This window comes from Candidatus Nanopelagicales bacterium (genome assembly GCA_037045355.1).
In the GTDB taxonomy this organism is placed as follows: Bacteria; Actinomycetota; Actinomycetes; order S36-B12.
Genome location: JBAOHO010000010.1, coordinates 14,531 through 26,914 on the forward strand (window position 1 = coordinate 14,531; position 12,384 = coordinate 26,914).

General features: G+C 66.9%; 13 protein-coding genes. 7 read left to right on the top strand and 6 right to left on the bottom strand.

Features of this window, described 5'->3' with window-relative positions:
* Positions 1 to 24: 24 nt before the first annotated feature.
* On the top strand, positions 25 to 819 hold the full coding sequence (locus V9E98_03840) for an N-acetylmuramoyl-L-alanine amidase (protein ID MEI2716120.1): 795 nt from the start codon (positions 25 to 27) through the stop codon (positions 817 to 819).
* A 19-nt stretch (positions 820 to 838) separates the two neighbouring features.
* Here the strand turns inward: V9E98_03840 and V9E98_03845 are convergent, their stop codons facing one another.
* The 3 genes from V9E98_03845 to V9E98_03855 are packed head-to-tail and all read right to left on the bottom strand — an operon-like array spanning position 839 to position 3,071.
* Positions 839 to 1,819, bottom strand: coding sequence for a DUF6206 family protein (locus V9E98_03845; GenBank protein ID MEI2716121.1), 981 nt, complete (start codon positions 1,817 to 1,819; stop codon positions 839 to 841).
* Positions 1,819 to 2,433 carry an aminotransferase class III-fold pyridoxal phosphate-dependent enzyme gene (locus V9E98_03850; GenBank protein ID MEI2716122.1) on the bottom strand — a complete coding sequence of 205 codons (615 nt, stop codon included), beginning with the start codon at positions 2,431 to 2,433 and terminating at the stop codon, positions 1,819 to 1,821. The genes V9E98_03845 and V9E98_03850 overlap by 1 nt, the downstream gene beginning before the upstream one ends.
* Positions 2,434 to 2,453: 20 nt before the next feature.
* Complete coding sequence (locus V9E98_03855; GenBank protein MEI2716123.1) at positions 2,454 to 3,071, bottom strand: aminotransferase class III-fold pyridoxal phosphate-dependent enzyme; 618 nt, start codon at positions 3,069 to 3,071, stop codon at positions 2,454 to 2,456.
* A gap of 8 nt (positions 3,072 to 3,079) precedes the next feature.
* Here V9E98_03855 and V9E98_03860 point away from each other — a divergent pair, with 8 nt between their 5' ends.
* Both V9E98_03860 and V9E98_03865 read left to right on the top strand, forming a co-directional pair.
* Complete coding sequence (locus V9E98_03860; GenBank protein ID MEI2716124.1) at positions 3,080 to 4,297, top strand: FAD-dependent oxidoreductase; 1,218 nt, start codon at positions 3,080 to 3,082, stop codon at positions 4,295 to 4,297.
* Positions 4,298 to 4,355: 58 nt separating this feature from the next.
* On the top strand, positions 4,356 to 4,649 hold the full coding sequence (locus V9E98_03865) for a GMC family oxidoreductase (GenBank protein ID MEI2716125.1): 294 nt from the start codon (positions 4,356 to 4,358) through the stop codon (positions 4,647 to 4,649).
* On the opposite strand, the gene V9E98_03870 is transcribed toward V9E98_03865, so the two are convergent.
* Both V9E98_03870 and V9E98_03875 read right to left on the bottom strand, forming a co-directional pair.
* On the bottom strand, positions 4,603 to 5,571 hold the full coding sequence (locus V9E98_03870) for an enoyl-CoA hydratase/isomerase family protein (GenBank protein ID MEI2716126.1): 969 nt from the start codon (positions 5,569 to 5,571) through the stop codon (positions 4,603 to 4,605). The genes V9E98_03865 and V9E98_03870 overlap by 47 nt on opposite strands.
* A 58-nt stretch (positions 5,572 to 5,629) precedes the next feature.
* Entirely contained in the window at positions 5,630 to 7,072 is a 1,443-nt protein-coding gene (locus V9E98_03875) for a glycosyltransferase (GenBank protein ID MEI2716127.1), read from the bottom strand.
* A gap of 157 nt (positions 7,073 to 7,229) precedes the next feature.
* Here V9E98_03875 and V9E98_03880 point away from each other — a divergent pair, with 157 nt between their 5' ends.
* The 4 genes from V9E98_03880 (at position 7,230) to V9E98_03895 (ending at position 11,350) form a co-directional block, all read left to right on the top strand.
* A complete protein-coding gene (locus tag V9E98_03880) occupies positions 7,230 to 8,915 on the top strand; it encodes a sodium:solute symporter family protein (protein MEI2716128.1) in 1,686 nt (561 codons plus the stop codon).
* A 55-nt stretch (positions 8,916 to 8,970) separates the two neighbouring features.
* On the top strand, positions 8,971 to 9,237 hold the full coding sequence (locus V9E98_03885) for a hypothetical protein (GenBank protein ID MEI2716129.1): 267 nt from the start codon (positions 8,971 to 8,973) through the stop codon (positions 9,235 to 9,237).
* Between the two features lie 16 nt (positions 9,238 to 9,253).
* Positions 9,254 to 10,885 carry a hypothetical protein gene (locus V9E98_03890; protein MEI2716130.1) on the top strand — a complete coding sequence of 544 codons (1,632 nt, stop codon included), beginning with the start codon at positions 9,254 to 9,256 and terminating at the stop codon, positions 10,883 to 10,885.
* Between the two features lie 105 nt (positions 10,886 to 10,990).
* Positions 10,991 to 11,350, top strand: coding sequence for a hypothetical protein (locus V9E98_03895; GenBank protein MEI2716131.1), 360 nt, complete (start codon positions 10,991 to 10,993; stop codon positions 11,348 to 11,350).
* 18 nt (positions 11,351 to 11,368) lie between these two features.
* On the opposite strand, the gene V9E98_03900 is transcribed toward V9E98_03895, so the two are convergent.
* On the bottom strand, positions 11,369 to 12,373 hold the full coding sequence (locus V9E98_03900; GenBank protein MEI2716132.1) for an alpha/beta hydrolase: 1,005 nt from the start codon (positions 12,371 to 12,373) through the stop codon (positions 11,369 to 11,371).
* Positions 12,374 to 12,384 lie beyond the last annotated feature (11 nt).

The following is a 12,384-nucleotide window of genomic DNA, read 5'->3' on the forward strand; positions in this document are numbered from 1 at the left end:
CCTGCGCGGGTGTGATGATGGAGTATGACCGCATCGCTGATCGGAACCGTCGCCGTGATCGTGATGTCCACCGCACTGGCCGGGCCCGCAGCTTGCGCTCCCCCGACTGATGCGGCACCAGCGGGCGACTCGAACCCTGCGAGGCAGCCCGCGAGCCAGCCCGCGAGCCAGCCCGCGAGCCAACCGGCGACTCAACCGGGGACCCGCCCGACGATCGTGCAACGTCCGATTCCCTACGGTGCCGCGCGCAGGCATCAGATGGCCCACTACTCGAAGATCCATTACGGCGAAGCTGAGTGGCGGCTGCAGCCGCGCGGTGTCGTGCAGCACTACACGGCGACCAACTCTTTGGAGTCAGTGTTCGCGACGTTCAGAGCCAACCAGCCGGATCCGGAGTTGGGGCAGCTTCCCGGGGTGTGCACCCACTTCGTCATCGACCGCGACGGCACCATCTATCAGCTGGTGTCGACGACCATCCGGTGTCGGCACACGGTCGGATTGAACGACAGCATGATCGGCATCGAGCATGTCGGCATGTCCGATGGGGCGGTGATGGGCAACCGGAGGCAGCGGCAGGCCTCCTTGGCCCTGACGTCGTGGCTGGTCACCGAGTTCGGGCTGGCGACCGGCGACGTGATCGGCCACAGCGAGAGTGTGCGCAGTCGGTTCCACCACGAACGGTACGGACCCTGGCGATGCCAGACGCACGGTGACTTCAGCCGTCGCACCATGAACGACTACCGGCGGCGGTTGAACGAACGGCTCGCCGGCACGGACGCGGACACCTCGCCGCCGCGGTGGGCGCCCTCTTCCTGCTGAGCGCCTTCCTGGTGAGCTCTCAGCGCCGCACTGGTCCCGGAAGGATGAAGTCGTAGGGGCGGCGCAACAGGTGCCTGATCTGCCGGTCCATCCGGCGCACCCGTAGGAACAGAGCCAGCGTCGCCGCATCCTTCTCGTAGTACTCCTCGACCTCCGGTCGGGTGACGTCGGGGCGGGTGCCCACGCCCGAAGGCAGATTACTCCCCGCGCCGCGAAGCCATTCGTTGACGGCCGCGATCCCGACTGGGAGCCGTTCGGCTGCGCCTTCCTTGATGAAGTTGCCCAGCAGGTCGACGGCGATCAGGCGCGCGTCGAAGTAGTCGTCCATGTACTCGCTTGCCGTGCCCTTGCGGCGGTAGTAGTGGCGGATCCCCGGCGGGACGGCACTGAGCAGGATCTCCTGGTCGAAGGCGTGGCCGCCGGACCCGCGAACGGAGCCTTCTCGGCGAATGAAGGGCGTGCCGACATCGATCAGCACCGGCACCTCGCCGTGGAACGCCCAGTTCGACAACTGGGCGTCGATGGAGATCTCGTCGGCCGGTCCCGACTGCCGGAGAACCGCCGCGTTGCGCTCCAGAACCTTGCCGACCTCCACCAAAACGGCCGTGACCGCCGCCGCGAGTTCATCGTCTGACGCATCGAACAGGACCCGGTTGCCCAGGTCGTCCGCGGCCACTCGGGGCTGCATGAGGTACACGGTGGGGCCGCGGCCGCGACGGGTGACGATGACCGGCTCAGTGGGCAGGGTGGTGATCCCCAATCCCGACAGTCGTTCGAGATACTCCCGGAGCAACTCCACGTACTTCGTCGCAGCGGCGTCGTCGGCGAAGCCGGACATCCGCTTGACCACGACGTCGGCGAGGGCCGGCTCGCGGGGGACCAAGAGCGCGGCCGAGATCTCGCCGTAGGCGAGCACCTGCACCCCGGAGCGTTCCGGGTGCGCGGGATCCAAACCATCCTCCAGTCGCTGCAGGGCGACTGCTCCGGCCGTGACGTCCATCAGTTGGCCTCGTTCGGATGCAAGGTCCGTTCTGCGACCGTGCAGGCTCGGTCCAGAGCGGCGAGTACGGCGGCGGTGTCCGCGGGATCCATGAGCAGTCCCGGCTTGACCTGGAGCACGCTGCGGTCGAAACCGGCGAACATCGCCCACACTCCTTCGTCGAACAGCAGTCGGGTCATCAGCATGCCGCCGGCTTCATGAGCGAAGCGCAGCCCGATGATGACGCCGGTCTGTCGCACTTCGACGAGCCAGTCGGGGTGGGCCTTCTGCACGTCCGCTAGTCCGGCCGCCCAGGCACGTTCCAGGTCGGGGACCGAGGGCAACGTCTCGGCCGTCATGGTCAGGACCTCGCCCGCCACGACGCAGCCCAACTCCGCGCCCCCGAAAGTCGAGATGTGACCCCAACCGTCGGACTGCAGCCACTCCCCCGCGCGTTCCCCCAGCAGGGTGGCCGCGATCGGATACAGACCGCCCGACAGCCCTTTGCCGGTGACCAGGATGTCGGGCACCACCTGAAACCGCTCGCCGGCCCACATGTGGCCGGACCGTCCGAGCCCGGTCTGCACTTCGTCAGCGATGTACATGGCGCCATGCTGGTCGCACAGTGAGCGCACAGACTCCAAGTAGCCGGCGCTCAGGTGGGATGAACCCCGCGGTGGCGGGCAGCGTCTCGAGGATCACCGCCGCCACATCGCCTGCCTCCAAGGCGGTGGCGAGTGCGGCCGTGTTCGTTGAACGGCACCCTGGTGACCGAGTCGGAGTCCGAGTAGAACGACCTCGCCGCAGTCTCGTCACCGGCGGCCAGAGCCAGCCCCGTGTGTCCGTGGTAGGCGTCGCGTGCCGAGACGATCCGGGTACGCCCGGTGGCGCGGCGTGCACTCTTGATGGCGAGGTCGACCGCTTCGCCGCCACCACTGGCGAACACCGCGTACTGCGCGCCGGGCGTCGCCGCCACAAGGTCGCGTGCCAGGATCGCTCGGGCGCTGCTGGGGAAGTGGTGATTGCCGATGTCGTAGTCGCTCAGCGCGTGGGTCAACACCTCGATCAACCGCGGGTTGCGGTGGCCGAGGTTGTACACGCCACCGTTGAGGTGCACGTCGATGAGTTCCCGACCGTCCATGTCCCACAGCCGATATCCCTCACGACGGCCGATGACCAGGTCGATGCCCGCGTTGCGCAGGAACCGGACCCGGTCGGGACAGACGTACTGCTCGGCCAGGTCGAGGATCTGGGCTTTGGTAAGGGGGGTCATGGTCACCGATGGTGTCACCTGCGACGTCTGCGATGCTGACTGGTGTGGGTGGCTATGACTGCGACGTAGCAGTGATCGGATCCGGTTTCGGCGGCAGCGTCGCTGCGCTGCGGGCGGCCGAGGCCGGGCGTTCCGTCATCGTGTGCGAACAGGGCAACAGGGTCACCCCTGAGGACCTCCAGCGCGGCGCGGACAGTACCCGGGCGCTGCTGTGGGAACCGGCGCTGGGCCTGAGCGGCTACTTCCGGCAGACGGTCCTGCGCCATGTGACAGTGGTCGGCGGTGTGGGTGTGGGGGGCGGCTCACTCGTCTACGCAGCGGTGCTGTTGCGCCCCGACGCCGAAGTCCTCGCTGCGCCGGGTTGGGCGGCGACCGGGATCGACTGGCACGCAGAACTCGAGCCCCACTTCGCGACCGCAGCGCAGATGTTGGGGCGGCAACGCAATCCCCACCGCGGGATCCAGGACGAATGGCTGCAGCAGGCAGCAGCCGCGATGGGTGCCGCGGACACGTACGGTGCGACGTGGCAGGGAATCGAGTTCGACGACTGTGTTCAGTGCGGGCAATGCATCACCGGCTGCCCATACGGCGCCAAAAGGTCCACCGACCTGACGTATCTGCGTCGCGCCGAGGACCTGGGCGCAACGGTGCGGACCCGCTCCCGGGTGGAGTCGCTCGTGCCCTTGGGCGAACGCGGCGACCACGGGTGGAAAGTGGTGCTGTCCGATCCGGTCGACAGGCGTTCGATCTCCTCACTGATCACGCGTGAGGTGGTACTCGCAGCCGGGGTTCTGGGCACGACCGGCCTGTTGCTGTCGTGCCGGGACCGGTGGGGCACGATGCCCGACCTCTCGCCGCGGCTCGGCGATCACGTGCGCACCAACTCCGAGGCGTTCGCCGCGGTGCTGCACCCTCCGGGCACCGACGTCACCCGAGGCTCCACGATCTCCAGCGACTTCTACCCGGACGAGCGAACCCACATCACCAACAACCGTTTCCCGAAGTCCTACTCGTTCATGAAGTGGTACCTCAGTCCCGCCGTCACCGGAGGTGACCAGCGCGAGCGTCGACGTGCCACGCTGGCGGCGATGCTGCGCCATCCGCGCGAGTCGTTCGCGAACGTGTGGCCGCGCGACTGGCATCGCCGCACGACGGTGCTGACGGTGATGCAGCACGACGACAACGAGATCCGGCTCGAACTGAGTCAAGGGACCACTCGGACGTAGAGGATCGTGGCGCCTGGCGTCCCGTACCGCTGCCGGTGTTCCGCCGATTCCGACCCACTTGCCGCAGGCGGACGCGGCGGGGGCGGCGGTGGCGCGAGCCAGTGGGGGGCGGGCCTACACGACCGTCCTGGAGTCTCTGTTGGGGATCGGAGCGACCGCTCACATCCTGGGCGGAGCCGTGATGGCCCCGACAGCCGACACTGGCGTCGTCGATGCGGACCATCGCGTTTTCGGCTACGACAACCTGCGCATCATGGACGGCTCTGTGGTGCCGGAGAACATCGGGGTCAACCCGTCCTGGACGATCACAGCGCTCGCGGAGCGGGCTGCTGAGCGCTGGCTGGCCGGCTGACTCCGAACCGGGCAGGCAGGAACGAGCGGTCCCGCCAGGGGGTGCGGCCGGACTCGGATCTCGATGCGGTGGTGAAGCGTCGCAGGTGCTCGATGGCGTCTGAGCCGGACACCGCTGCCACGAAACCACCGGACTCCCGACGCAGGCCGGCGGCCAGGTCAGGCGGGCGGAGTGCGCGTTTCGCCGCCGCGACTGCGGCGGGGTTCCACCCGGACACGGTGTCCGCGATGCCGGCCACGACACCGGCCAGTTCGGCCGGAGCGACGACCGAGTCCACAAGCCCGAGCCCCAACGCCTCGTCGGGTGACAGGGTCTGGGCTCCCAGGATGAGCGCGCGAGCCCGCAGGGGGCCGACCGCGGCCATGAGCCGTTGGGTGCCGCCCGCGCCGGGCGGGATGCCGGCGGACAGCTCGGGAAGTCCGATGCGGTAATCACCCCGGGACATGATCCGGATGTCGCAGGCCAACGCGAGTTCGCACCCTCCACCGAGCGCGTCTCCGTCGATCGCCGCGATCACGACCTGTGGCAGTCGACCGAGCCGGTTCAACGTCCGATGGGTGTCGACCAGATCGAGCAGTCCCGCGGCGGGTGTCGCCGCGAGCAGCGAGCGGGCACCGGGGACACGGGACAGCCCGGCGACAGCAGCCAGTCCGGCCCGCGCTGCGGCATAGGGGGTGGCCATGCCCAGTTGCTCGGTGCCCGTGAGGATGTCATCGATCAGGTAGTGGGGAACGAAGACCCCAGGCCGGGGTCCCGCGAGGACCAGAGCGCGGACGCCGGAGTCCTTGGCCAGGTGGAGGGTGAGCTCCCCCAGGTCCGCGATCACGGCAGCGTCGAGCAGATCGGTCGGAGGGTTGTCGATCCGGGCGGTGAGCACCGGGCCGTCCGACTTGAGTCGAATGGTGTCGAGATCGGGGATCACGGGTGTGCCTGCACCCTCAGGTTCATCAGGTTCATTTGGCTCATCAGGTTCATCAGGTTCATTTGGACCGGGACTGCAAATGGCTGATGGCCGACAGGACGGCGTCGTCCCACATGTCCAGGCTGGTGTCGGGGAGGAACACGTCGATGGCACGCTGCCGGGCTGCTCTGCCGATCCGCTGTGCGGTCACCGGGTCACCCAACAGTCCGACGATGGCGTGCCCGAACCCTTGCAGGTCGCGGGGATCCGCGATGAGGATGCCCGACACCTGGTCGTCGATCTGGTCGGCGATACCACCGACCGCCGATGCCACCACTGGCGTGCCCTTGAACATCGCCTCGGTGACCGTGAGTCCGAAGCCTTCGGCCAGGCTCTTCTGGGTCACGACCGCCGCGTGGCGCTGCAGAGCGTTGACCAGGGCGCCGTTCTCCTCGGGGTCGTCCATCGGCAGACTGACCAGATGGACCCGAGACCGCACGTCATCGGGCAGGGTGCGCCACTGCGCGATGATGGCGTCCAGCACCGACTGCCCCTCGGGATCATCGGAGACCGAGGCCGTGGAGGGTCCGACCAGCATGAGGTGCGCCACGGTGTCGGCCGCGACGTGGTCGACGAATCCCCGCATCACACCTGCCATGTCCTTCAGCGGGTCCCACCGCGACACCTGCACCACCAACGGCGTGTCCGGCGTCGGCGGTTCCCCCGAGCGCACAATCTCCGCCTGCATGCGAAACGGCGCACTGGTGCCGTCGCCCCGGACGAATGACGCCGATCCGAACCCCGGCCCCTGGATGATGCCGGACCCGGACAACGCCCCCAGGACGGTCTCCGAACTGAGTTCCTGGTTCTTGGGCGCCAGCGGATCGATGGACGGCTTGATGATCCGCAACAGGTCGGGAGCCACCCACTCAGGGGCATAACTGGGGCGCGTGAAGACGTACTCACCGACATTGCCGTACAGGAACTCGCGCAGGAACTCCCATGCCTCGTCGGTGAACAGGTTGTCGAAATCAACACCGACGTGGCAGCGCCAGACGACCGGGACTCCGCGAGCCGCGAGGATGGCGGCCATGGGCGCCGGCTGGGGGTCGTGCAGGATCACCACGTCGCCCGGGGTGATGTTGTCGAGGAGCACGTCGACGTTGGCATCGGTGACCCGGCGCATCACGGCCTGCTCGTCCGGGCCGAGATGACCGGCGTCGCCCTCGTTGCCGTGCAACCTGTGATGCAGCCGCTTGGTGACAGCGAAGAACTCGGGGTCTCCTTCGAGAACGAACCAGCGGGTCGGGACTCCGACACCCAAGGTCAAAGGCAACAGCACATGCAGCATCTCCGCGACTCCGCCACCCGCGGCGGTGGAGTTGACGTTGATGATCTGGTTGCCGTTGAGTTTCTCCTTCATCCGCGGAACGACATCGTCGCGCAGCCGATTGATCCGATCCTGGGGAACGACGACCGACAGATCCTCGATGCGGCGCGGTGACAGCTTGACCTCGAACATGGTCACACTCCTGTGTGGGTGCACTCCCGTTTGTTACGCAGGGCCATCGAACCAGAAAGTCCGCCCTGACGCCGGGACAACAACGCCGGGACAACAGGCGTGTCCCTGACAACACGCGTGTGGCACTGCCATGATCGCCCCCGACGGGAGGTGCTCCGTGATCGTCGTGATCAGCGAGGCCACCATTGGCGACGGCGTACTGCTCGACATGAAGTTCGTCGACTACGCGCTCCTGTTCACGTACTTCGCGTTCGTGCTCGGCATCGGCTGGATGGTGAAACGGTCGATCAAGTCCAGTGAGGACTTCTTCCAGGCCGGCCGGTCCATCCCGGCCTGGATCGCGGGTCTGGCCTTCATCAGCGCCAACCTCGGAGCCATCGAGATCCTCGGGTTCGCCGCGAACGGGGCTCAATATGGCTGGGCCAGCGTGCACTACTACTGGATCGGGGCCATCCCGGCGATGGTGTTCCTCGGCGTCGTGATGATGCCCTTCTACTACGGATCGAAGATCAAGAGCGTTCCCGAATACCTGCGCCGCCGCTACAACAACCCCACCCACCTGGTGAACGCTTCGTCGTTCGCTCTGTCCGCAGTACTGATCGCGGGCGTGAACCTGTACTCGTTGGCCATCGTCCTGCGGGCCCTACTCGGCTGGAACCTGCCCTTGGCCATCTGCGTGTCCGCCCTGCTGGTCCTGGTCTACATCCTCGTCGGCGGGCTCACCGGAGCGATCTACAACGAGGTCCTGCAGTTCTTCGTGATCATCGCGGGGATGATCCCGCTCACGATCGTCGCCATCGCGGCGGTGGGAGGGCCGGCCGAGGTGGTCCACCGCCTGTCGGACTATCCGGAGTACTGGTACCAACCCTGGTCGGGAACCTCGATCGACGGAGGTTCGGAACCCAACCCCATCGGCGACTGGGTGGGCATCATCCTCGGCCAGGCGTTCGTCTTGTCGTTCGGATACTGGACCACCAACTTCGCCGAGGTCCAACGGGCCATGTCGGCCCGGAACCTGAACAGCGCGCGCCGAGCACCCATCATCGGAGCGTTCCCCAAGATCTTCATCCCCTTCATCGTGATCCTCCCGGGTCTGCTGGCAGCGATGTTGATACCGGAACTGGGCAGCGACACCGACCCCAGCCTCACCTACACCAACGCGATCCCCTTGCTGATGGGCGATCTGCTGCCCTCCGGGGTCCTGGGGGTTGCGGTGACGGGACTGGTCGCCGCATTCATGGCGGGCATGGCGGCCAATGTGAGCAGTTTCAACACCGTGATGACCTACGACATCTGGAAGGCGTACATCATCAAGGAACGGCAGGACCACTACTACCTGCGCTTGGGCCGGATCTTGACGGTCATCGGTGTCGTGGCCGGTATCGGTACCGCTTTCATCGCCGCCGGATACAACAACATCAACGAATACCTGCAGACGTTGTTCTCGTTCTTCCAGGCGCCCGTGTTCATCACGTTCATCCTCGGGATGTTCTGGAAACGCACGACACCATGGGGAGGCTTCTACGGCCTGATCGCCGGGATTCTCGGTGCCGGCGGTGTGTGGGCATACGCCGCACTCAACCCGGAGTACTTCCGTTCCCCGTTCCAACAGGCGATGTGGATGGGCATCGTCGCCGGTGCAGTTGACCTCGTCGTCACGGTCGCGGTCTCACGACGCACCCAACCGCTGCCGGACCACGCGCTCGTGGGCCTGGTCAAGGGCATGGAAGTCCGCGACGAATCCGACACCACGGCTGTGACGTGGATCCGGTCCCCAGCAGTGCTCGGCACCGCGGCCATTGTGCTGGCCCTGGCCATGTATCTCATGTTTGTGTTTGTCTGAGTTTGTGTTTGTCTGAGCCGGAAGAGACAGGAAACCGAGCAGAGTGGAGCCCGAAGTGAGACAGGAGATCCCTCGCCGCGCGCGGCTGCTGGACCTGCGGTTCGTCATCGCCACCATGTTCGCGATCTTCGGAGTCCTGGTCACGGCGAGCGGTTTCACCGCCAGCAACGAGGAGATCGAGCAGGCTGCTGGGATCAACATCAGCTTGTGGACCGGCATCGGACTGCTCGCGCTGTCCGCGGGGTTCACAGTCTGGGTGTTGCGCGTTCCACCGGACCTCCCCCAACCGCATGCGGGCGCCACCGAGAACGGCACTTCCTGAACTCTAAACTGGTCGTGTGACGACGCTGTTGTATCTGCACGGCGTCGGTGACGACGGGACCAGGCGTGACTGGTGGGAACGTCTCACGCTCAGCGCCGGGGCGCCGTTGAACGGGGTTTCGGTGGTTGCCCCCGACTACGGGGACTTGTTGACGAGCACCGGACCGATTGCCTGGACACCCGAACCACCGACGACCCGACTTGCCGTCACGCCGCTCGACCGCCGCCGCTACCGCGCCGAGCAGGCCGACCTGCACCAAGTTCTCGTGAGTCGCGGATCGAACTCGATGTGGCCTCATCGCCGCCGTGGTTTCGCCCGAGTGCCGGGGATGATCGATGCCATCGGCGAGCGGGTGGTGATCGGCATGCTGTATGGCGAGGTGGGCCGATACGTCGATGACGAGTTGCGCCGACGGGCGATCTTGAACCGGGTGCTGCGCCTGGTGCCTGCGGGACCTGTTGTCATCATCGGCCACAGTCTGGGTGCGCTGGTGGCACTGGAGTTGATCCGGCATCTGCCACCCGACACGGATGTCCCGCTACTGGTCACAGCTGCGTCGGCTCTGGCCCGCCGCAAGCTACCTGCCAACCTCAACGACCTGAACTCCCAGTTTCCCTACGACCGCGTCGACGGCTGGGTGAATGTCTTCAACCCCGCCGATCCGGTGACCCGTGGGCTTCCCATCGGACTTCGGTTCCCCCAGGCGATCGACGTCAGCGTCGGCGGCGGTTTCGCCAATCACGATCTCGCGACGTGCCTGGCAGATGAGGGCGTGGCCCGCGTGATCGCGCAGGCGCTGTACCCGCGCCCCACCCCCGCCCACGAGCCGACTGGAGATCTCGAGTTGGCCTCCGCACTGAACCTGGCCACTCTGCAGTTCACCTGGCACATGGAGCAGATCCTGGCGACGGACCCTGCCACGACGGCCCCCGAGCTGACTCGGTTCGCCATGGCCCGCAGGGTCATCGGGGAACGGTCGGCACTCGTGGGTGACCCCGAACACCACGACTGGGATCGAGACCACGCCCATCAACTGCGGCATGCGATCGGCGAAGTGGACCTGCCCGCGGTTCTGGTGCACTTGGTCGGGGTCGATCCACTCGACCGCGTGTCCGTGACCGTCCGGCCCGAGGTCGGGGACGAGGCCCGCCGCAGGGTCCTCGCCGACCTGGGGGTGCCGCCTTCGTGGATGGAGGTGGCCCGGCGCAGTCGTCTGGAAGCGGCCACCGCGTTCCGACCGCTGCGGCGGCGCGGCAAGGCTCCCGATCCCGAATCGGCACCGGACGACGAAGACATCGCGGCCACCATCACCCTCGCACTGCACCAAAGCCTGCTGCCGTTGGCAGTGAGCGAAGTCCCGCCCTCGGCGCGGTTCCCGGGTGGGGTCGGAGATATCCGCCCCGCGTGCGTCGAACTGCTGGCCCGCGCGCTGACCGCGCACCGCCTGGGTACGCCGGCGGCAGGCACGCGGGAGAGGACGGTGCTCTCGCGACTCATGGTGGTCCTCGGAGAACACCGGGTCCGGATCGCGGCATCGGTCGGCGGCCATGACCGACTACGCGCTGAGCTTGGTCGGCGTGCCGCGGTGGTGGCGGAGAGCCTGTCCTGGTTGGCGCGTCAGGGTGTGGGGCTCGAGCCCACCCGCTGATCACATTTCAGCGACACGCCCTGGCGTGATCACGGCACCTGACGCATCGCGGGTGACACTGAAATCACGATGAGACACAGACAAATCAGCGACGCAGGAGCAGCAGTGACAAAGGAAGCCAAGGGCAGCAAGACCCGGATGAGCCCCCTCCAAGCCGGGATCGCCTGGGGCGTCCCCGGTGGTGTCATCGTCGCTGTCGTCGCTGCCCTCAGCGGGGTGTACCGGGTCGGTGTGATGGCCGCCCTGATGGACGTGGTTCTGGCCTTCGTCGTGGGCGCCGCCCTCGTCGGTGCGATCGCCGCGTTCGTCCAGTGGCGCCGCGTCGTGAGTGCTTTGGGCGATGTCGCGCCCCCTGGGTGGTACGACTCGCCGGACAATGACGGCAACCAGTGGTTCTGGTCCGGTACCAAGTGGACCGACCGGACCCGCCCCGCGCCCCCGCGCACGCAGACGCGACGCTTCTGACCTGTCGGCGGGAGTTGATCAGGCCCCGGGCACCGCGTTCCACGCGTCGGTCTGCTCCGGCAGGCGCACCACGCGATCGTCCACATCGGCATGTCGTGGGTTGTGGCCAGATCTCAGCAACTGTCGAAACCCGTCTCGTTCATAGGTCGCAGCCGGAGTGTCCATCACGAAGTCGGTCAACTCGCGCGCGAATCGGTCGGGATCGTCTTCGTGCGGCAGGTGCCCCGATCCGCGGAAGATCTCCAATCGGGAGCCGGGCAACAGTTCGTGCGCGGAGTAGGCGTGCTTGACGGGGATCACGAGATCGCGGTCGCCCCACACCACCATGGTGGGGACGCTGCGCGCGAGGTAGGCGCGGTCGATCATCGTGATGACCTGACCCTTCCAGTCGGCCGCAGCCCGCAGCACATGACGGAACGCGACGCGAGAACGGCGGTCGGCGAGCGCCTCGTACGCCTCGGCGAGGCCAGGCAGATCCTCTGTCCAGGGAAGGCCGCTGGCGGCCAGTCCGCTCATGGTGGCGCGCACGACGGGTCGAACCGGTGGCGCGGAAACGGCGGCGAGCGCGATTCCCGCACCGGGAACCGTCAACGCCTTGATCACGGGGTTGACGCTGCGACCGAGTCCTCCTGAGGCCACCAGCACGATTCGTTCCGTCATCTCCGGGAACTGATAGGCGAACTGCATCGCGATGCCACCGCCGAGGCTGTTGCCGACGACGGTGACGCTGGGGATATCGAGGTACGTGAGCAGGTCGCGCATGCCGTTGGCGTATCCACCGATGCTGTAGTCGGCGCGCGGCTTGTCGGATTCGCCGTGGCCCAGCAGGTCGGGGGCGATGACGGTGAAGGAACGGGCGAGTTGGGGCAGGACTGGGAGCCAGGTTTTGTGGTTCATCCCGATGCCGTGCAGAAGAAGCAAGGCGGGGCCCTGACCCGCCATGACGAAGGCACGGTCGTAGCCGTGGATCCGGACTTTGCGTACCCGGAAAGACCTCACATCGTTTCCACGGTTGTCACCCACGGTTACCTCCG

Coding starts and splice junctions, on each gene's coding strand:
- V9E98_03845 (MEI2716121.1), bottom strand. CDS start 1,819: ATGGACGTCACGGCCGGAGCAGTCGCCCTGCAGCGACTGGAGGATGGT.
- V9E98_03860 (MEI2716124.1), top strand. CDS start 3,080: ATGGTGTCACCTGCGACGTCTGCGATGCTGACTGGTGTGGGTGGCTAT.
- V9E98_03875 (MEI2716127.1), bottom strand. CDS start 7,072: ATGTTCGAGGTCAAGCTGTCACCGCGCCGCATCGAGGATCTGTCGGTC.
- V9E98_03855 (MEI2716123.1), bottom strand. CDS start 3,071: ATGACCCCCCTTACCAAAGCCCAGATCCTCGACCTGGCCGAGCAGTAC.
- V9E98_03840 (MEI2716120.1), top strand. CDS start 25: ATGACCGCATCGCTGATCGGAACCGTCGCCGTGATCGTGATGTCCACC.